Here is a 19,941-nt window from a genome sequence, read left to right as displayed (position 1 = left end):
AGTCGGCCTAAGGTCCCTCACTGCTGTGAGGCTGTCCGTCCGTTGACGCCCAACCGAACGGGAAACCGGATCACGGATGCGTTCGCAACACCGTGACCTGCCGAAAGAAGATGTGCCACAGCCTCTCAGTTCAGCGTTGCGTCGTTTGGCCAACAGCCTCGGCGGGCCTCGAACGATCCGCTGGTCGTCGGTGCGCTGCGGCCTGCGTGCGACCACCCGCACCCGATGGGTCCGAAGACCGGCCGCTCTTGATGTCAGCCGCCGTAGAGGGTGGGCAGATCGACCAGGAGAAGGTCGTCACGGCGGTCGGCCAGGTCGACCAGATCGGGGTAAAAGCCATGCAGGGAATACAGGGCCAAGGTCGTGGCAGCTGTGTCGTACCCCTGGTCGGCGAGCAGGGCACGAATGCGTTCCAGGCGTTCCAGGTCACCGGTCCCACGGCGGGCGGCGGTCGCCTTGGCTTCGCCTAGCAGCGCGATCTTCGCGCGGGGAGCCTGCGGGCGCTCACCGGCGGCCAGGGCGATGACGTCGACCTCGTGCTTCGTCCGGGCGGTCTGGTCGGCGACCTCGGTGGTGCCGACCGGGCCGGGCAGTCCGCCGGGCAGCAGGGTGTGGGCGTAGCGCCGGGTGAAGTCGCGGGCCAGGTCTTCGAAGTGCGGCCCGAGGATCTTGGAGTTGAAGGTCGGGGCGGCCTGCTGCCACACCTGCTCGGCGAAACCCTGCTCCACAGCGGCGGCCTGCGGGAGGGTGATGAGCTGGTTGAAGCGGATGACCGGGTCCGCGAGGGTGATAACGGGGTGCTTGGATCGGAGGATGTCCTGTTCCCGCCGGATGTATCCAGTGGATTCCAGCACTCCGAGAGGGTGGGCGACGGCGTTGCGCGGGCGTTCCAGCGCGGCGCCGATCTTGCTGGGTGTGGTGGCGCCCCGCGCGATCGCGGTGAGGATGTCGTAGTACAGCGTGTGCTGCGTGATCCTCGGGTCCTCGCGCAGCAGGTACTCGGTCTCGGTACGCGAGTACACCGCCCTGCCCGGATCGAGCAGTGTCCGGGCCAGCCACGTGTCGAAGCCGTCGTCCGGATGCGGCCGGGCAGCCACCGGCCGATAACCGGGGGCCCCGCCCAGGACCGCATGCACCTTCAGCGCGGTCAGCGGGTCGGTAATCTGCCAAAAGGTCCTGCTGTCACGGTAGTCGAAAGCGCCCAGTCGCAGATCGACCACGGCCCGTCCCCGCAACGGCTTGGTCCCCGAGAGCAGTTCGTGCATGACGCTCATCGCGGAGCCGCACAGGATCAGCCGCGGCCCCGGCCCGGCACCGGGCCGGGCACCCCTCTGACGCTCGTCGTAGAGCTGCTGAAGCAGACCCGGGATCTCGGGTGAGTGCTGGAGCAGATACGGCAACTCGTCGATCACCAGGAACGGGCGCGACGAACGGGCGGTCACATCAAGGGCATTGGACAGGACGTCACGCCAGTCGGTCAGGCGCAGGCTCCCCGGCCGCAGGCCGGCGTGGGCGGCAATCGCATCACTGAACCGCTGGATCGCGGGAAGTCGCCCCTCCTCCCGGACGGCGGTGACGTAGAGGCCGCCGACCTCCTCGGACAGGGCCTGCAGAAGGTACGACTTCCCATGCCGCCGCCTCCCCGACACGATGCCGAGCCGCATCGCCGGATCCGGATCGGTGAGGAATTCCGCAAGCAGACCCCATTCCCGGTCCCGGTCGACCACGTCGTCCGGCTTGACCGGCAGGTCCTTCTTCACTCGCTCTCCTGTACATCGACTGCGACGCAATGCGTCTAAGTCTACTTCGACATAATGTGGCGCACTGGAATTTCCCCTCTCCCCGCGACAGGTCGCCCCACTTTTCGGTGTCCCGAAGCCCGCCGCCGACCGGATCACCGACAACTTCGGTTCCCCTCCGGCACTCAGCCGACGGCGTACTGATCGCGCGCGTCCGGAAGTTCCAAAGGGTGAGCATGGAGGCCACGGAGCGCACATGCTCGGCGAGCACTGCCCCCGTTTACAGCAGGGGCAAGGTTCAGACGCTGGGCGATGGTGTCGCGGACGAACGCGGGAAGGTGCCCGGATTCTGGCCGGGATCCCATCGGGTGAGGAGTCGTTGGCGGATCTGCGGCGCTTCGCCGGCCTCAGCCGCGTGGAAGCAGTCCGCCTGCTGGCCCCCTCACTGCCCAAGGGACCTGCCCGGGCCACGGCATGGAAACTGCAGGTTCTCGAATCCGGCCGGCCCGTATCGGCCTGGCTGGAAGCAACCGTCCGGGAGAGCGTCGTGGCAGTCATGGCCGATGTCTACGGTGTGTCGCCCCACACCGTCAGGCGCAGCTGGTTCAGCGCGTTTCCCGAGCACGTCCACCTGCTGACGCCCGAGGCGGCCCGGCCAGGTCCGCCGGGACACCAGGAAACCTGATCCATCAGCAGACCGCACGTTCCACGATCCGCCGTGCCGGGGACCTTCCCGTGCCCGGCGCCGGCGCACAGGGCTGGGCAAGCAGCCGGACAGCAGCCCGAAGACACTGGCCGCTGACGTCACAGGCGGCAATCACGCAGCACTGTCGCAGGCATCCGCCCCTGCCTCAGCTCCCTGGTCAGGAAGTGCTGGGGTGCTGGGTCCTGGCATGGGACACCAGCCGCACCAGCACGGACCGGGGAAGAAACCGCCGGGAGGCGGAGCAACCGCCGGTACCCGTGTCTCTGCCGGGTATCTGAAATGCCACCGGTTCAGCTCTTGAATGCGTACCCGCTGGTTCACCAGCACGGCTGGCTGCAGCCGGGCCACGAACAAGGACTACGGCTGGCGTTTCGGCGTGGACGTCGATGCCTTGGCCCTGCCCTCCGTGCTCTGTCCCGAGGAGTGCCCTTGAACGTGTGCGTCCGGTGCCCTGGTAGTAGGGCTCAGGGCGTCCACCAGCTGACGGTGCATCCGGCCAGTCTTTCCTGGATGCACCAGGATGTACCCGGCAACTTCGGGGATAGCAGAGGCAGCGGCCGGAACCCTGACGGCGTACGGCATCCGTCTGGGACGGATTCGGCACGGCGCCCGCAGTGCTCCCGCCCTGCACCAGCCGGTCGTGTCCCGCCTCGTGGTGTAAGCGACCTTGCTCGACGCGTTCCGGTAAGCCGCGCGTCGGCCACCTGATGGGCAACGACGCCCGCGTCGCGCGCGGCTGACCTGCCGTCAGCGCCATCGGCGGCCCTGAATCACGTCAGTGTCGCGATGACCTGCGCATTCCGAGCACTTGATCGGCTACACCACCTGGCGGGACGCGATCCACCAGCCTGCCGTCGGGCTGCCCGCGCGGAACAACCTCACCTGCGCGCCGTCCGACTGCCCGCATCGTTCGTCACAGCAGCCACCTTCGCGGAGCACCTGGATAACGAAGGGCACGATCGCCCGGACGACTGGCCTTGGCCGGCAGATGTACGCCCCGGTGCCCCGCAGACCCCGGCCAGGTCACCCGCGCTGTGAAGCGCAGGCTCAAGATGGTGCAGCACCAGCCGGAGGTGACCGACGGCTGCCTGGCGGGCACCGCCCGACCCTGTGGTCGTGATCGTCAGAAGACGCCGAAGAAGCGATACCACCAGCTGGGCCGCTGAACATGCGAGGGCAGGCGGCTCGGCCCGTCGTAGTCACGCTCCAACACTTCCTCGGCGACCACCGCGTAACCGAGCTCGACCAACACGCGCTTCACCCTGACAAGGTCGACGCCGTCCAGTTCACCCTGGCTCCGGGCGTCCTCCGTTCCGAAGAAGGCGCCCGGGTTGTCCGCGCAGACCAGAGCCAAAGAGCCGAACTTGCTCACACAGACCACGATCCGGGTTCCGCATACGGTCGCGTCCGCAGGAACGACGACACGTCTGTTGTCCTTCGACAGTGAAGTTAGTCGTGTGCAGCGCGCTGACCTGCGGCGACTAGGTTGGATGGCAACGCGAGAGTGACGGGCTCACGAGTGTGGGCTCTGGGCCACTTCAAAAGTGGCCCAGAGCCCAAGCCTGGACAGCAGATGTTCACCGGCCTGGGCAGCGCCATGTGGTCGACGGGTTCGAGCAGGCGGGGCCGGCGGTCACCGATGCGGCGGCTGATCGGTCTCGGCGGCGGACTGCTCGGTGTCGGCGGCGTGGAGGACTTCGCGGATCAGCAGGTCGAGGTCGTCGGTGATGGTGCGGTAGTTGCACAGGGCGGCGCGCAGGACGGTGCGGTCGTGGATGGAGACGGTGGCGAGGTAGGCGCGTCCGTTGTCCTGGACCCGGCGGGCGATGCGGGTGTGCAGGGCGTCCGGGTCGCCCTGGTCGGGGTCGGTGATCCGGAAGCAGGCGACCGGCCACGGGCCGCCTGCCAGCAGGTGGAGCCGGGGTTCGGCGGTGATCCGCTCGCGCAACTCGCCGGCGAGGGCCAGGTAATGCTCGATGAGGCCGGTGACGCCGTCGCGGCCCAGGTGGTGCAGGGTGGCCCACACGGCGAGGGCGCGGGTGCCGGGGCGGGTCAGTTCGATCGTCGCGTGGGACAGCCAGGGCAGTGCGTCCGATTCACCGGCGGTCAGGTACGACGCCTGGTGGGCGAAGGCCGTGTGCAGGTGCTCGGGGTCCGGGACGAGCAGCGCCCCGCACCCCACCGGCACGCTGAGGGTCTTGTGCGGGTCCACGGTCAGCGAATCGACGCCACCGACGCCCACGTACTGCGGTGCGAGGGCCGACACGCTTGCACCGAGTCCGCCCCAGGCGCCGTCCGCGTGGTGCCACATGCCCACGCTCCGGCACAGGTCCGTGACCGGTTCGAGCGGATCCACGGCGCCGGTGGCGGTGGTGCCCAGCGTGGTGACGGTGCAGAAGGGCAGCAGGCCCGCGTCCAGGTCGGCGGTGACCGCGGCGCGCAGCGCGGCGGGGTCCAACTGGTCGTGCGGGTCGGTGGCGACGGGGCGCAGCCGATGGGCGGGCAGGCCGACGCAGGCGGCTGCCTTGGCGACGGACATGTGCGCCTGGGCGCTGTAGTAGAGGGTGAGACGGGCGTGGTCACGGTCGAAGGCGGGGCCGTCGGCGGAGCCGCGCCGGGTGAGGAACCAGGTGCGGGCGGTGGCCAGGGCGAGCAGGTTGGCCATGGAGCCGCCGCTGGTCAGCACCCCGCCCGCGCCGTCGGGCAGACCCGCCAGGTCGGCGAGCATGCGGACAGTGCCGCGTTCCAGGTCCATCAGGGCGTTCTCGCCCATGCCGCAGGTCGCGTTGACGGCGCAGGCCAGCAGGTCGGCGACGATCCCGGCCGGTGCGGGCGGTGAGTTGACCCACGCGAAGAACGCGGGGTGCCCGTTCCCGGTCGGGTATGGCGCGATCTCGTCGCGCACGAAGTCCAGCACCGCGCCCAACTCCCCGCCTTGCTGCCGCAGTTGCCCGGCACGCAGCTCGGACCGCAGCTGCGTGGGCAGCGGACGGCTGACCGGGCCCTGGGGCAGTTCGCTCAGGTACCGGGCGGCCCACTCGGCCGCCGCCACGAGTTCGTCCCGCAGCACCTTCGTATGGACCGCGGGCGGCTCCGGGGACAGGCCGAACTCGCCGAACCGAGACGGAGCTTGGTCATGCAAACGCTGAGCCATGGTGGCGTGTGGGGCCTTTCGTCGTCACAAGGCCCCCTGGTCAGCGAAGCGAGGGCCATGATCGCAACGAGCTACTTGCCTCAGTGGACACGTGGACCAGCACACTCCAGTGCGCTCACTCTGCACGACTGGGTTCGCTGTCAAAGAAGCTGAAACGGCTGGGTTCCATGTCAAGCGCCTCGGTTGGATGACAGAGGACATCCGTACTCGCCGGAGTCCTGAGTGTCCTGCTCAGCCGTGCACCGAGCTGCAAAGTCGTCTTCGAGCCGGCTCACCAGACCGCTGAACAGGGCTGCAGTCCCGGCACGGTTGTAGTGCTGCGGCCACTCCAGCCAGTCCGGATCATCGAGCTCGCGCAACAACACCGGCAGGACCGCTCCGCTCCCGGTCATGCGGTCATCCTGACGCGACAGCCGGACGCGGAGCGGTCCGGGGTACCACCCCGCTCGCCGTTCCCCGACAGCATTCGGCACTCACGAACGTCCGTCGCCACGGCAGAATCAACCAGCACCGGCTCGACCTGCGGCAAAGCCGCTGTACCCGCGTTCTCCAGCGCCTTGAGGAGTCGCGAGGGGCCTGCCGGGGTTCCTCACTTGTCGTGGGCCCCGCTGGTCGGATGCCGACCGGCGGGAAAAAGGCGTGAGCAAGATCAGCCTGCCGGGCGGATGGCGGACAGTAGGCTGAGTCCAGCGGGATCGGGCCCGCAGCGCAGTGTCCGGGAGGTGCTTCATGACGGCCGAGATGGTGGCCCCGGCGTGGATGCATGAGCAGATCACGGCAGAGGAATACGAGTCCTGGTCCGAGGAGCAGTGCGCCGGCATCGAGATCGTGGACGGGATGGTCGTGGTGAGTCCGAGTGCGTCCAAGCGGCACAACCGGCCGGCCCGGATTCTGGCGAACGCCCTGGATGCCGCCGCGGGCCCGGAATGGAACGCCGACACGGACTTCGACGTCCGGCTTCAGGATGTCCCGCTCACCAATCGCCGCCCGGACGTCGTCGTGTACCGCGCGGACACGATCGACATCACCCCCACCCGCCCTGAGCACGTGCTGCTGGTCGCGGAGGTGGTGTCACCGGGCTCGGAGACCACCGACCGGATCGTGAAGGTCGACCAGTACGCCAAGGCAGGCATCGGCTTCTACTGGCGGATCGAGCAGGCCGCGACAGGCGTTCCTCTCGTGTACACCTACGTTCTCGACCCCGCGACGAAGACCTACCGGGACGGGGACGTGTTCACCGGCGTCCTCAAGGCAGCGGCCCCCTTCCCCGTGGAGATCGACCTCGGCCAGGTCTGACCACGCGCTGCTGCCGGCAGCGCGTGAGCGACGCGTGAGAGGACGGCCCGATACAGGGCGGCATGAGCCGGATCAAGCGGCTCGCCGTGCGGTCCCCGACCAGGGGAGACAACACCGTGCGGCAGCGCCCCGCATGACCTGGTTTCTTGGTGAGATGTCTGCCGACCAGGGAAAACTCCTTTCCGTGGTTTTCCCTGGTCGACGCCGTTTCCCAGGCCCATGTGCCCTGGATGTGCCCTCGTGACTGTCCAACGCAGCAGATCCATGAGGGCTTCGCACACCGGGCGCACCGGGAGGAAGGCTCTTCTGGGCCGATCCCTCCTCCTGGTCCTCGGTGGATCGCTTCCAACCGCTGCATAACCGAGACGATGCTGTCCGACCCCCGACATTTCTTCCGCTCGTACTCCGCAGCCGAGATCAGCCGCCTGCTCACAGCACAGCACCAGTACCCAGGAACGTTCCCGCCCCATGGGCAACACCACCCCGCGCGTCCGCGAACTCAACCTCTACCGCCAGTACTTCGGCCTTGTCGCCGCTGGCACCAAGACCATCGAGGTACGGGTCAAATACCCCCACCTCGCCGGTCTCGCCGTCGGCGACGTCATCCAGTTCCGCATCAAGGGCACGGACGAGACCTGCGAGGTCGAGATCGCGTCCCGTCAGGTGGTGTAGCCGATCAGGTGCTCGGAATGCGCAGGTCATCGCGACACTGACGTGATTCTGGGCCGCCGATGGCGCTGACGGCAGGTCAGCCGCGCGCGACGCGGGCGTCGTTGCCCATCAGGTGGCCGACGCGCGGCTTACCGGAACTCGTCGAGCAAGGTCGCTTACACCACGAGGCGGGACACGACCGAGGTCGAGGTCAAGCGCGTAACCGAGTACACCGACTTCGAGGCCCTGCTCGACGGCGAGGTGCCAGCAAACGTCAACCCGACCGCCACTCACGACGAGCAGCTCGCCAACATCCGCGCCATCTACCCGCCCGAGAAAGGAGTTCTCGGCGCTCTCGCCATCGAGATCCAACTCGTCCGCTAACCAGCTTCTCCTGCCCAGCGAGGTCGCTGCGATCGTTCGGTGATGAGCCCGTCCTGCAACACGGAATCGAGTCCCGCGTGCTCGCGTTCCGGGAGCATTCACAGTTGCGTGGACGCGGGAACTCGCTGCCCTACGCTGAGCTGCTGAACGGGGTGAATCGGAACACCCGTCCCAGTCGGCTCACTCCGTGGTAGGCCAGCGGATCTCCAGGTTCGTGATCTCCTGGGTCGCGTCCGCTTGGCCCTCCGCCGCCGACAGGTCGACCACCGTCTGGGTGAAGAGGTGATGGGCCCGCGGGTCCACCAAGTCCGTCAGTGCCGCTGGCCCACCGTAGCTCCCACGCAGCAGCCATCCCGGCCCGTCGCACCCGACGATCCGCGTCGGCTGAAGCACTCGCTGCCCGTCCTTCACAACAAAGATCCGCGCACGGACCTCGGATCCGAGGCCGCTCTCGGCCTCCTCCGCCGTACCGCCCTGATCCCGGATCCCCTGGATGATCTTCGGGAGGGTCTTCCTCCAGGCCGGCTCCACAGGAACCCGGAACGCCTGGAGGCTGAAGGCGGCATCACCGAGAGAGACGGTCACCCCGACGGTACGCCCACCAGCCATCAGCGGATGCATACCCGCGCCCTCCAACAGCGGCACCCTCAACACGCCGTAGTCGAGCCGCTCCACTCCGGCGGACACCGGCGTCTCGGTCGCGTCCCAGGGCCCGAACTCGCCGTCCCTCACCTGAGGACGCGTCATCTCGCCGGAATCAAGCACCTCGGACCAGAGTTCTTCCGCCTCGGACAGCAGAACGTCGAAGGTGCCCTCCGACGCATCAGGGCGCCGGACGTACTCCACGAGCCGGGCAACAATCTGATCCCAGCTTTTGGTCGCGTCCTCGACGCCCAGTTCAATCGCGCGGAAGTCTCCCGCGATCAACCCGGCCAGTAGCGTGTCGTCCGACTCCGCGATCCGCTCGACGAACGACGGGTCCTCAGCTGCGGCAACACCAAGGGCCATGACGAGGAGCACGCCCGGAGTCAGTCGATCCCAGACACCGAACTCCGCAGAGGCAAGGCTCTCTGAGGACAGGACCCCGTCCCGACCGTATTGCTCAACGATTCCCTCAGCATCCACTCTGGCCTGGTTCATCGGCCACCCTCCGCTGCCCTGCGTGATCTGCGCTCCAGCACCTTCTTGGCCGCGTCGAACAAGACCGTCGCGGTCACGGCGATAGCGCTGACCGGGTCGGCCACTTGCACGCCACCTCCGATGTGATCACCGACGTTCTGCGCGACGCTGAGACGTCTCTTCGACCACACAAGCCTTAAACTCAGCGCGTTCCTGGCCTTCCTCGACCGACTGGTGTTCTTGTCATTAAACAGCAGGTGGGCCCCGCCGGAAATCAATCCACCGGAACCCATCTACCTATTGCCGGGGGGAATCCCTCCCCGCTCAATCAATCAAGCACTACAGCCCATACACCGAGAACTTTAACAAAGTCCTCAGTTCGAACAATCAGATTCGGTGATCCAGTCCTGCTCGACAAAAGCCCGTCAACAATTCTGCGCGCCTCAACCGAGCCGAGCCCACCAGAAACTGGCCAGACAACCGGACCGTCACCACCATCGCCGAACTCCTCATTGAGGACCGATCCATCTGAATCCGGAATTTCCCAGAGCCCGAAAATCCTATCGTCCAGAATTGAGCTCTCAGGGCGTTCCGCGAACAGCTTGAAATACCAGCAGGAACTCTCGCTCTTCCACCTCAAGATCCCTTCCAGTGGACCATCACGCCAGTCGAAGATCACTAACACCTGAAGTTGACCGCGGATCCCATCTAGATTTCCCGTCATATCAGCTCCGACCAAACACCGTGTTGAAACCTCTTTGAACTGCCGAGTCCACCGGTTTCGGAAGTATCAGCGTGTGATGCATAGGAAGATTTCGCGTCGGAGTGAATATCAACGAGAACCCAGCTGTCTCTATCTCTTCTTTGGTCGCTACCGATGCTCCTTCAACCGGACCATCAACCGCTCGCACTGAAACACCATGCCCGAACGACTTTGAGTTATCTTCCGCCATTTGCGCTTGTTTCGAGAGCCGACCAGTGCTCTCCTTGCTTGTCCCAAGGCGCGCAAACCCCTGATCCCCGCTGCATGTACAGGCCTGACCAAATTCCGGACCACCAGGGCCGCAATTGTGGACCAGGACCGGCGTGGCTCCCGCGAGCACATAGTACGTGTGGAGGGTGCCGACGGTGAGTCGCCGGCCACGACGACGTCGACATCGACAGCGCCCTCGGACTGCTGCGGGACCAGCTGAAGGGCTGGGGCATCAAGGTCATCTTCACCACCCTGACACCCTGCGACGGCAACAGCGCCTGCACGGCGGCAGTCGACCAGAACCGCATCGACACCAACACCTGGATCACCGACCAACTCGACTTCACCTCGCCCACGGTGAGTTATGTGGACGCGGAGGCGATCGTCGCGGTCACCGACGCAGCGAGCACTACGGACCCGCAAGCACTGAAACTGGGCAACGACACGGCCCCGGCGGACTTCGACTCCGGCGACCACGTCAATCTGACCGCGGACGCTTACAGCACCATCAGCAACGCCTTCGACCTGGCATCACTGGGCCCGGACGCGTAGCGCAGTGACCGGGACCGGGTGCACCACAGCTTTGTGTGGCGCACCCGGTCCGGGTCCGCTCACACGCGGGCGGACGCCCCAGCACCAGCCGCCAGGATTTCCTTGAGGGACTGGACCAGGAACTCCTGTCGCTCAGCAGGCCGATAGCCTTCTAGGACGGCGAGGGTACAACCAGGGCACATGAGCCTGGGAAACGGCGTAGACCAGTGAGAACTACCGAGAGGCGTTTCCCCTGGTCAGCGCACACATCTCCAAAGAACCCCAGGTCAGCAGCCTCCCGCCGTCAATCGCCGCACGAGTGGCAGGACGTGAGCCATCGGCTGCAGGAGATCGGGGCATCAGACGTGCTGATTCCCCTGTTGGGTGGAACCGCCGATCCTCACTGAGCACCCCGTGCCCCCCAGCGGCATCACCGTTCCGGCGGCAGGATCAGGGTGGGTTCCAGGACGACGCGGGCGGCGGGCTCCTCGCGTACCACCGGGGCCACGGCGTGGCGCGGGCCGCGCTGCTGGCGCCAGTGGGCCTGTGCGAGGACCACCGCGACGTACGGGATGACGACCGCGCCGGCCAGTGCGCAGGCCGCGAGGACGGGCCAGCGGTTCCAGGTCGCGGCCATCACCACCACGCACACGGTGCGCACCAGCATCGCCATGAGGTAGCGGCGCTGCCGGCCGCGCAGGTCACGCGTCAGACCGGTACGCGCCCGGGTGATGGACTCGGCCGGGGCCGGGCGCCGGGGAACTCTGTTCATCGGGGCCTCCGCGGACACTCCGGCACGAACACGCCGGACAACCGGACAAAGGGGCGGGGTACGGCGGGCGCGGTGCGCGGCGGCCGGGGTTCCCCGCGCGGTGCGCGGCCGGCCGTATCCGCGCCCGTGCCCATGCCCGCCGTGCTCTACGGCAACTGCCTTGAAGGCGGCGGACAGTGACGGTTCGTCAGGGTGGCGGGGGTGGTCGTGGAACGGCGGCGGCGCGGGTGACCGTCCCCCGATCACCCGCGCCGCCCTCACCGGCCCCGTCTTTCGGGTCAGTGCGGTTCCCGGCCCGCCTCCCGGTCCCGGGCGGAACCCCGCCCCGCGCCGGAGTCCGCGGACACGGACTCGGACTCGGACTCGGAGCCGGGTGTGGAGGGGCCGTGGCCGTTGGACGAGGAGGCGTGCCCGTTGGAGGCGGCGTGTCCCTCCAGCGCGGCGTGTCCGTTGTCCGGGTGGCCGAGGTGGGCCAGGGCCTCGCGCATCTCCTGCGGGGTCGGTTTGGCGATCTGGTTGCCGTAGAGCCAGCGGCTGAGGCGGTGGCGCAGGGCCTGCCGGCGGCGGTCGGGGTTGGGGACGCCGTCGTGTTCGGGGGTGGGGGCGGGCAGCGGGGCGTAGGCCCTGCGGGCCAGCAGTGCGTACTCCCGCTGCCGGTCCAGGCGTTGGTGGACCTCGACGAACTCGCCGTCGGGCAGTCTCCTGATCCGGCCGGTCTCGCGGCCGTGCAGGAGGGTGTCGCGTTCGCGGCGCTGCAGGCCCAGGCAGATCCGCCGGGTGAGGACGTAGGTGAGTGCGGGGACGGCGAACACGCCGATCCGTACCGCCCAGGTGATCTGGTTCAGGGACAGGTGGAACTCCTGGGCCAGCACGTCGTTGGCGCCGCCGAGGAACAGCACCAGGTACAGGGCGACGAAGCCGGTGCCGAACGCGGTGCGGGTGGGGTGGTCGCGCGGCCGGTCCAGGAGATGGTGCTCGCGCCGGTCGCCGGTCACCCACGCCTCCAGGAACGGCCACAGCGCGATCACGGCCATCATCAGGGTGGGCACGATCACGGCCGGGATCAGGATGCCGAGGTTGACGGTGTATCCGCCGAGGCTGAACTCCCAGGCGGGCATGGCCCGCAGCGCGCCCTCCAGGAAGCCCATGTACCAGTCGGGCTGGGAGCCCTGGGAGATCTGGTCGGCGCTGTAGGGGCCGTAGGTCCACACGGGGTTGATCTGCGCGATGCCCGCGAGCAGGGAGAGCACCCCGGCGATGATGAAGAAGAAGCCGCCCGCCTTGGCCGTGTAGTGCGGGAACAGGGGCTGGCCCACGACGTTCTTCTCGGTGCGGGCCGGGCCCCGGAACTGGGTGTGCTTGTGGTAGAAGACCAGGATCAGGTGCACGGTCAGCAGCGCCACGACGATGGCCGGGATCAGCAGGATGTGGAAGCCGTAGAACCGGCCGATCACGTTGTGGCCCGGGAACTCGCCGCCGAACAGGAACATCGACAGGTACGTGCCCACCAGCGGAATGGCCAGGGTGACGCCCTCGGCGATGCGCAGGCCGGTGCCGGAGAGCAGGTCGTCGGGCAGGGAGTAGCCCACGAAGCCCTCCAGGGTGACCAGCACCAGCAGCGTGAACCCGAACAGCCAGTTCAGCTCGCGCGGCTTGCGGAACGAGCCGGTCAGGAAGTGGCGCAGGGTGTGCAGGCACAGGGCGCCGATCATGGTCAGCGCCGACCAGTGGTGCAGCTGGCGGATGAACAGGCCGCCGCGCACCTCGAAGCTGATGTGGACCGTGGAGGAGTAGGCCTGCGACATCTGCACCCCGCGCAGCGGGGCGTAGGAGCCGTTGTAGACGGTCTCGGACATGCTCGGGTCGAAGAAGAGGGTGAGCCAGGTCCCGGTCACCAGCAGCACGACGAAGCTGTAGAGGGCGATCTCGCCGAACATGAACGACCAGTGCTCGGGGAACACCTTGCGCACCAGGAAGCGGAAGTTGTAGATCCCCAGCCGGCCGTCGGTCCAGTCGGCGATGCGTTCGCCGCGCGGCGCGGCGGTGCGGCCGGCGCGCGGGGGTGTGTCGGTGCCGCTCATGCCCGTGCCCCTTCCCCTCGCCGCCGGACGGTGCGGGCGGGGCGCCGCGGCGGGCACGCCGCCGCCGGCTGTGACGGGACCGGGCCCGACGGGGCTGTCCTGTGGGCGGGTCGGGTGGCGCCCGGGGATGTGCCGGTCTCCCCCGTGACCGGCCGGCGTGCGGTGTCTGCCCTGCCGGGGGTGCGGGCCGGGCCGGCTTCTGGGGCGGCTGGTCGGTTCACTTTCTCCACTCTCGTCATGCGGGACACCTCGTGGGACCGGGTGCGGGCGGGGTGTTCACGGCCGCCCGCGCTCACCGGCGGGAGCCGGCGCGGGCAGGCCCGTGGGGCGCGGGTGCGGGGCACCGGCCGGGCGGGCCGGGGCGGCGGGCGCGCGGCGGCGCGGTGCGTCCGGGCCGTGGGTGGTGCTGGGGGGCGCGTACGGGGCGGGGCCGCGCGGGGTGCGCAGGGCGGCCCGCAGCGCGCGCGGCCGCAGCGCGCCGCCGGGCGGCGGCGTGATGCCGTGCAGGGTGCGCAGCAGCATGCCGGCCGCGTAGGGGTCGGTGGTCGCGGCGGCCGCGATGCGGGCCGCGTACCGGGCGCGCGGCCCGTGCGCCGTACGGGAGGCGGAGCGGGCCTGCTGCCAGGCGGGGGCCACCTGCCCGGCCATGGCGTGGCGCAGCCGGTGGCTGATGCCGACGGCGGTGCCGTGGCAGGCCAGCAACTGGTCCAGCGCCAGGGCGCACTGCACGGCCAGCGCCATGCCCTGGCCGCCGGGCGCGTCCAGCTCGGCGAGGGCGTCGCCGACCACCAGGAACTGGTCGGGCCAGCGGCGCAGTTTCTCGTAGCGGTGCCAGCAGGCGCCGGTGCGGGTGCGGCCGTAGACCGGGCCGAGGGGGGTGGCGGCGGCGAGGACGTCGTGCAGCAGCGGGTGGCGCAGGGCGCGCGCGGCGTGCAGCAGGGCGGAGTGGCCGGCCGGCGGGCGGGCGGGGCCTGCGGTGGTGAGGGTCACCGACCAGCGGCCGCCCTCGACCGGGTGCAGGACGCCCTGGCGCGGATGGCCGGGCGCAGCGCTCAGCACCAGGCTCCTCCAGTCGGCGACATGGCCCACCGGCGGGGCGAACACGGCGCTCGCGCAGGCGGAGGGGGCGCTGGTGAGGCTCTGCGGGGCCTGCTGGTAGCCGAGTTCGGCCAGCCAGCGCCGGGCGTGGGAGCCGCGGCCGGAGGCGTCGACCACGAACTCGGCCGGCAGCAGACGCCGCCCGCCCCGGCCGTGGGGAGCGCCGCGGTCGCGGGCGTGTGTCCACACGCCGGTGACGGTGTCGTGGCGGCCGCCGCGCAGGGCGACGGCCTCGTGCCCGGGCAGGAAGGCCACCTTCGGGTCGGTGCGCAGCCGTGTCCGCACCACCGCGTCGATCAGGTCGCGGCCGGCGGAGAGCAGCGCCACGCCGGTGTCGGAGCGGGGCAGCCAGCCGCCCGGCCCCAGCAGCAGCACGTCCCGGGGCACGGTGAGCGGGACCGCCCCGGCGCCGGCCAGGTCCTGGCCGATGCCGGGGAAGAGCCGCTCCAGCCCCTGGTGGGCGGCCGGCACCAGCGTGTGGGTGTGCCGGGCCTGGGGCACCCCCGGGCGCCGCCCCGGTCCGGAGGGCACCCGGTCGCGCTCGATCACCGTGACGTGGTCCATGAAGTTCGCCAGGGCCCGTGCCGCCGTGAGCCCGGCGAGACCGGCGCCGATGACCACGGCACGCCCGTGTCCACCACCCGCGCCGGCCCCCGCGTATGCACTCAACTCGGCTGCCCTCCCTGCTCGTTGTGCCTTCATCATGCGGCGCCCCCATCACCCCGGACGGCCGCTTCGACCGCCCGAGGACCACCCCTCCAGCCCCTCTCCAGCGGGACTCCACCGGCGCTGTGGAGCGGCTCCGGGGAGATTCGAGGAGGACTCCAGCGGGACTTGAGCGACAGGGGCGTGACCAGGGCGGGGAGCGGGGTGGGGCGGGGTTCGGGGGCTGTTTCGGGGGGTGGGGGGTTCGGGGGCTGTTCCGGGAGGGGGGCGGGGCGGGGGCCGGGGCTGATCTTGCTCCGGGGAGGGCGGGGCTGGGTCTGCTCCGGGGGCCGGTCCGGCGGGGGTGTCCAGGGGGCAGTCCGGGGGCGGGGCGGGTGTCCGGGGGGCCGTCCGGGGGCCCGGGTGCCGGGCCGGTGAATGCTCGGGCGCCGGGCCGGGAGTCCGGGGGGCTGGGGGCCGGACCGGGAGTCCGGGGGGGCTGGGGGCCGGGTGCCGGTACGGGAGCCGGCCTGGCCTTGCTCCGGGTGCCGGACCGGGGTCTGCTCCGGCGGGTGCCGGGTGCCGGGGCTGTGGGCGTTCAGAGACCGGTCCGGGTACCGGAGCAGTCAGCGCTCGGGGCCGGTCCGGTGGGTGCACGGAGGCACCGTCGCGGGCCGGCCCCGGTGCGTGCCGGGTGGGCAACGTTCTTGTACGGCTTGGGAGTTGGGGTCGGTGACGGCGGTACGGAAGCCAAAGGCCCCCGGACCGGCGGCGGGTGAGGTGTCGTCAGGTGCCGTGTCCGCCGGACGGCGCTGCCACCGCACCCGCGCCGGGGCCGGTACCGGGCGCATCGTCGGAGCGGAGGCCGGGGTCGCGGTCGGGATCGGGAGCGGTGGAGTCGGGCAGGAGCAGGGAGCGGTCCACCAGGGCCGCTGCCGCGCCGGTGTAGCCGGCCGGGTCGAGGAGGGTGGTTGCTTCCTGGGGGGTGAGTACGCCGGCCAGTTGGGGGAGGCCGGCCAGGACGTCGGCGAGCGGGAGGCCGGTGCGGGTGGCGAGGAGGGAGGCCTGGGTGAGGAGTTGTCTGGCCGCCGTCCGGCCCAGGCGGGGGGTCAGGACGGCGGAGACGCGTTCGGACAGGAGCTGTCCGCCGGTGGCGCGGAGGTTGGCGCGCATCCGCTCGGGGCTGACGGTCAGGCCGCGGGCGAGTTCGACGGCCGTGTGCGCGGCGCCGCCGGTCAGCCGCAGGCACTCGCGCAGCGGCTGCCACTCCGCGTGCCACACCCCGGCCGAGCGTTCGTCCTCGGCGGCCAGACACTGCATCAGCACGCTCGCCAGCGCGGGCACCTGGAGGGCGGCGGAGCGGATCAGGGTGGCCAGCACCGGGTTGCGTTTGTGCGGCATCGCCGAGGACGCGCCCCGGCCGGCCACGGCGGGCTCGGCCACCTCGCCGATCTCGGTACGGGCCAGCACCAGCACGTCCGCGGCGATCTTGCCGAGCGCCCCGGCCGTATGCGCGAGGGCGGCCGCCAGATCGGCGACCGGGGTGCGCAGCGCGTGCCAGGGCAGCACCGGTGCCGTCAGGCCCGTCTCCTCGGCGAAGGCCGCGGTCAGGGTCTGGGACAGGACGGCGGGATCGGTGTCCTCGCCCGCGTACTGCAGGTAGCCGGCCAGGGTGCCGGCCGCGCCGCCGAGCGCCACCGGAAGCCCGCCGCGGGCACGGTCGAGGCGGTCGGCCGCGTCCAGGACGAGGCGGCGCCAGCCGGCCGCCTTGAGGCCGAAGGTCGTGGGCACGGCGTGCAGGGCGAGGGTGCGGCCCGCCATCACCGTGTCCCGGTGTCCGGCCGCCAGGACGGCGAGGGCATCGGCGACGGCCCGCAGGTCGGCGACGATCAGGCGCAGCGCGCGGGCGGCCACCAGCATCGCGCCGGTGTCCAGGACGTCCTGGCTGGTGGAGCCGCGGTGCACGTACTCGGCCGCGCCCGGGCAGTCCCGGGCGACCCGCGCGGTCAGCGCCGCGACCAGGCCCACCACCGGGTTCGCGGTCTCCCGCGCGGCCAGGGCGAGTTCGCGTACGTCGAAGAGCTCCGCGCGGGCGGCCGCGGTCACGGCTGCCGCCGCGTGTTCGGGCACGGTGCCCAGGCGGGCCTGCGCCCGGGCCAGGGCCGCCTCCGCGTCCAGCATCGCCTGCAGCCACGCGCCGTCGCCGACGGCCGCCTCGACGGGGGTGCCCGCCCGCACCGGGGACAGCAGCCCGGCGTCCAGATGCGCGGACAGGGCGGCGGGCGGGGGCTGCCGGGGGGAGGTGGTCATGCGTCCGCCTTCGCGCTCGGGGCCGTAACAGGGCTCTGGGGCACGGGAGTTGCGGCGGCCCAGGCCGGCCAGCGGGCGGGGGCGGGTGCCTGCGGTACGGCGAGGACCGCCGCCGCGATGGCGTCGGAGTCCTCCAGGGTGACCGAGCCGACGCCGGGCCGGATGCCCGCGGCGGTCACCCAGTGCACGGACTCGGTGGGCACCCCGTAGGCGAACCGGCGCGGATGCGGCACCCCGTGCGCGTCGATCAGACGGTAGGGCCGTCCGGACACCGCCAGTCCCCCGGTCTCGTACTCCCCGCCGCCCTCTCCCTCTCCCCCGCCGCTGCCGTCGTCGTGGGCGGGGATGCGGTAGGGGCGGCACTGGCCGGTGCGCAGCAGCTGGTTCATCAGGGGGTCGGCGGTGCGCCGCAGGTCGATCGCGGGCAGCCGGGCCTCGATGAGGACGGCCGCCCGGATCCGTACGCCGGGAACCGTCTCGGAGGTGGCCACGAAGCAGGGGCCGCCAAGATCGTGCGCGTCCGTGCCGATGCGCAGGCCGGGGCCGGTCACCTCCAGGACGCCGGCGTCGATGAGCGCGGCCATCTCCTCGATGCGGGAGGCCGGCGGGCCGATCGAGAGGTAGGCGTTGAGCGGGGTGTACCAGCCCTCCAGGTCGTCGCGGTGCGAGGCGGCGCTCAGGCCGGCGTGGTCGACGGCGAGCCGGACCTCGTTGCGCAGGTCGCGCAGCACGTCCAGGGCCGCCTTGACCGGCCCGCTGACATTGCCCTGGCGGGCCAGGCGGACGTCCTCGTCGAGATGGCCGCGCAGCCAGGTCCGGAAGGCCGCCAGGTCGGGGAAGGTGCGGGCGCCGTAGGGGCGGGCCAGGCGCTCCCAGTCCCAGCGCTCGGCCCCGGCGATTCCGGCCTCCTCCAGCAGGCGGTCCTCGGCCCCGCCCGGCTCGGCGTGCAGATAGCGCTCGGTGAACTCCTCGGCCACCGCGGCCGGTTCACCGCGCCGGGTGAGCAGGGCCGCGTAGTAGACGGCGCACACCTCCTTGGAGATGAGCGGCCACAGGTCGGCGGCGAAGTCGACGGCCGTGCTGCGCCGGTCCCCCGCGCGCAGCGCGGCGACGCAGCCGGCGGTCAGCAGCCGGGGGCGGTGGCGGCCGTGGGCGCCCTTCTCGTTCTCGCCGCGCGCCTGGTAGGGCACCCCGCGCCGCGACCCGGCGTACAGGCGCGGCTCGCGGCCCGAGGGCCGGTAGACCAGACGGCCGCCGCTGCGGGTGAAGACGCCGCCCCTGCCCCGGGTGAACAGGGCCATGTGGTCGAAGAAGTTGAGCCCCAGGCCGCGCAGCAGCACGCTCTGCCCGGGCCGTACGCGGGAGAGGTCGACGTCGGCCGGGTTGGCGGGGGCCACGTACGTCAGACCGTGCCGGGCGGCGAAGCCCGCCAGCCGCCGCTCGGTGGTGGACAGCCGGGCCGGGACGTGGCCCTGCGCCAGGACGACCGCGGACAGGCCGTTCAGCCGGGTGCCGTCCTCCAGGGTGATGCTCTGGCGCCCCGCCCGGACGCCGTCGGTGTCGGTGAGGGCGACGGCGCGCGCCGCGTGGGTGCGCACCCGTACATGCGCGGCGGCGTTCGCCACGACCCGCCCGAACGCCCAGGTGAGGTAGGAGCCGTAGAGGGCGCGGGTGGGATAGGTGTCGGGGCCCAGGGCGCGCGCCTCGGCGAGGATCTCCGCGATCTCCGCGCCGTCCTGGTCGAGGAGCTCCGTGCCGCCGGCCGGTCCGGGGCCGCTGTCGAGGGTGCCCGACTCCAGGGCGCGGGCCCACTCGTACAGGCTCGGGCCCTCCTCCAGCGGGCCGTCGATGCGGACGCTGGCATCGGTGTAGACCGTCACCTGCGAGGCGACGGTGTTCATCAGCAGGTGCCGCGACTGGGTGGGGCGCCACACCCGGCCCGAGCCCGGCGGGTCGGGGTCGACGACATGCACGGTGACGGTGTCCCAGCGGGGCGACTTCCGTTCCTGCGCGCACAGCCGTTCCAGTACGGAGAGGCCCCGCGGGCCGGCACCGACCAGGCACACCTCCAGATGCGCCGTGGCGGCGTCGCCGGGTGGCGGCGCGGCGGCGCGTGGGTCCGGGTCCCCGGGGGGAAAGGCCCCGCCCGGGGGAGACTGAGCGGCCGTCATGACGAGCGGCCCTGCGAGGAGTCCGGCGTCTACTGCGCGTTCGCCTGCGTGCGTACCGTCCACAGTTCCTCCCTTCCTGCGGCCACCGTCCGTGCAGGCGCTCGACCAGGGCTCGGCTCCGGGTGGAAAAGGCCTCGAGAAAACGGGCCCCGTATTTCACCGGCGTGTTCCCGAACCGGGCTGTATCGGGACTCGAGTCGCCCGTCGGGTAATGGAAGGAACCGTCAGAGGCCGGCGCAGCAGCCCTTGGCGGACGAAAGCGCCGGGTCAACTGCCGCGATCGGCACGGGATATCCGACAGCAGAACCCGC

13 protein-coding genes and 2 pseudogenes are annotated in these 19,941 nt (G+C 70.8%); 5 read left to right on the top strand and 10 right to left on the bottom strand.

Annotated features, from left to right (window positions below):
• Window positions 1-254: 254 nt before the first annotated feature.
• A complete protein-coding gene (locus tag OG714_RS53435; protein WP_406117784.1) occupies window positions 255-1,760 on the bottom strand; it encodes an ATP-binding protein in 1,506 nt (501 codons plus the stop codon).
• Window positions 1,761-2,118: 358 nt separating this feature from the next.
• Here OG714_RS53435 and OG714_RS53430 point away from each other — a divergent pair, with 358 nt between their 5' ends.
• Complete coding sequence (locus tag OG714_RS53430; protein ID WP_406117785.1) at window positions 2,119-2,424, top strand: hypothetical protein; 306 nt, start codon at window positions 2,119-2,121, stop codon at window positions 2,422-2,424.
• Between the two features lie 1,144 nt (window positions 2,425-3,568).
• Here OG714_RS53430 and OG714_RS53425 read toward each other — a convergent pair.
• The gene (locus tag OG714_RS53425) at window positions 3,569-3,817 is read right to left on the bottom strand and encodes a hypothetical protein (RefSeq protein ID WP_406117787.1); all 249 of its coding nucleotides are present in this window, start codon (window positions 3,815-3,817) and stop codon (window positions 3,569-3,571) included.
• A 261-nt stretch (window positions 3,818-4,078) separates the two neighbouring features.
• Window positions 4,079-5,587 (bottom strand): pyridoxal phosphate-dependent decarboxylase family protein, encoded by a 1,509-nt coding sequence (locus OG714_RS53420; RefSeq protein WP_406117788.1) that lies wholly within the window; start codon window positions 5,585-5,587, stop codon window positions 4,079-4,081.
• 741 nt (window positions 5,588-6,328) lie between these two features.
• Here OG714_RS53420 and OG714_RS53415 point away from each other — a divergent pair.
• The 3 genes and pseudogenes from OG714_RS53415 to OG714_RS53405 all read left to right on the top strand — a co-directional run.
• Window positions 6,329-6,895 carry a Uma2 family endonuclease gene (locus OG714_RS53415; protein ID WP_406117789.1) on the top strand — a complete coding sequence of 189 codons (567 nt, stop codon included), beginning with the start codon at window positions 6,329-6,331 and terminating at the stop codon, window positions 6,893-6,895.
• 468 nt (window positions 6,896-7,363) lie between these two features.
• Window positions 7,364-7,546, top strand: a pseudogene (locus tag OG714_RS53410) (ASCH domain-containing protein); the annotation flags it as partial.
• 192 nt (window positions 7,547-7,738) lie between these two features.
• A pseudogene (locus OG714_RS53405) lies at window positions 7,739-7,930 on the top strand (RNA-binding protein); the annotation flags it as partial.
• Window positions 7,931-8,110: 180 nt separating this feature from the next.
• Here OG714_RS53405 and OG714_RS53400 read toward each other — a convergent pair.
• Together OG714_RS53400 and OG714_RS53395 are read right to left on the bottom strand one after the other, a co-directional pair.
• Entirely contained in the window at window positions 8,111-9,070 is a 960-nt protein-coding gene (locus OG714_RS53400) for a DUF3710 domain-containing protein (RefSeq protein WP_406117790.1), read from the bottom strand.
• 307 nt (window positions 9,071-9,377) lie between these two features.
• Window positions 9,378-9,773, bottom strand: coding sequence for a hypothetical protein (locus tag OG714_RS53395; RefSeq protein WP_406117792.1), 396 nt, complete (start codon window positions 9,771-9,773; stop codon window positions 9,378-9,380).
• A gap of 606 nt (window positions 9,774-10,379) precedes the next feature.
• On the opposite strand from OG714_RS53395, the gene OG714_RS53390 reads away from it, so the two are divergent.
• Entirely contained in the window at window positions 10,380-10,574 is a 195-nt protein-coding gene (locus OG714_RS53390; protein WP_406117793.1) for a hypothetical protein, read from the top strand.
• Window positions 10,575-10,983: 409 nt separating this feature from the next.
• On the opposite strand, the gene OG714_RS53385 is transcribed toward OG714_RS53390, so the two are convergent.
• From OG714_RS53385 to OG714_RS53365, 5 genes are all read right to left on the bottom strand, one after another.
• Window positions 10,984-11,325 carry a DUF3099 domain-containing protein gene (locus OG714_RS53385; RefSeq protein ID WP_406117795.1) on the bottom strand — a complete coding sequence of 114 codons (342 nt, stop codon included), beginning with the start codon at window positions 11,323-11,325 and terminating at the stop codon, window positions 10,984-10,986.
• A 278-nt stretch (window positions 11,326-11,603) separates the two neighbouring features.
• Window positions 11,604-13,406, bottom strand: a complete 1,803-nt coding sequence (locus OG714_RS53380; RefSeq protein ID WP_406117797.1) for a cytochrome bc complex cytochrome b subunit — start codon at window positions 13,404-13,406, stop codon at window positions 11,604-11,606.
• A 276-nt stretch (window positions 13,407-13,682) separates the two neighbouring features.
• The gene (locus OG714_RS53375) at window positions 13,683-15,173 is read right to left on the bottom strand and encodes an FAD-dependent oxidoreductase (protein ID WP_406117799.1); all 1,491 of its coding nucleotides are present in this window, start codon (window positions 15,171-15,173) and stop codon (window positions 13,683-13,685) included.
• A 762-nt stretch (window positions 15,174-15,935) separates the two neighbouring features.
• Window positions 15,936-17,459: a 3-carboxy-cis,cis-muconate cycloisomerase gene (pcaB, locus tag OG714_RS53370; protein WP_406117801.1), complete on the bottom strand. Its 1,524-nt coding sequence runs from the start codon at window positions 17,457-17,459 to the stop codon at window positions 15,936-15,938.
• Entirely contained in the window at window positions 17,456-19,630 is a 2,175-nt protein-coding gene (locus OG714_RS53365) for an FAD/NAD(P)-binding protein (RefSeq protein ID WP_406117802.1), read from the bottom strand. The genes pcaB and OG714_RS53365 overlap by 4 nt, the downstream gene beginning before the upstream one ends.
• Between the last annotated feature and the right edge of the window lie 311 nt (window positions 19,631-19,941).

This window comes from Streptomyces sp. NBC_00989 (assembly GCF_045162655.1).
In the GTDB taxonomy this organism is placed as follows: domain Bacteria; phylum Actinomycetota; class Actinomycetes; order Streptomycetales; family Streptomycetaceae; genus Streptomyces.
This window is presented reverse-complemented; position numbering and strand designations above follow the sequence as displayed.

Bases quoted from the DNA above. Each gene is read 5' to 3' on its own strand.
- OG714_RS53415 (WP_406117789.1), top strand. From the start codon at position 6,329: ATGACGGCCGAGATGGTGGCCCCGGCGTGGATGCATGAGCAGATCACG.
- OG714_RS53400 (WP_406117790.1), bottom strand. From the start codon at position 9,070: ATGAACCAGGCCAGAGTGGATGCTGAGGGAATCGTTGAGCAATACGGT.
- OG714_RS53395 (WP_406117792.1), bottom strand. From the start codon at position 9,773: ATGACGGGAAATCTAGATGGGATCCGCGGTCAACTTCAGGTGTTAGTG.
- OG714_RS53385 (WP_406117795.1), bottom strand. From the start codon at position 11,325: ATGAACAGAGTTCCCCGGCGCCCGGCCCCGGCCGAGTCCATCACCCGG.
- OG714_RS53380 (WP_406117797.1), bottom strand. From the start codon at position 13,406: ATGAGCGGCACCGACACACCCCCGCGCGCCGGCCGCACCGCCGCGCCG.
- pcaB (WP_406117801.1), bottom strand. From the start codon at position 17,459: ATGACCACCTCCCCCCGGCAGCCCCCGCCCGCCGCCCTGTCCGCGCAT.
- OG714_RS53365 (WP_406117802.1), bottom strand. From the start codon at position 19,630: ATGACGGCCGCTCAGTCTCCCCCGGGCGGGGCCTTTCCCCCCGGGGAC.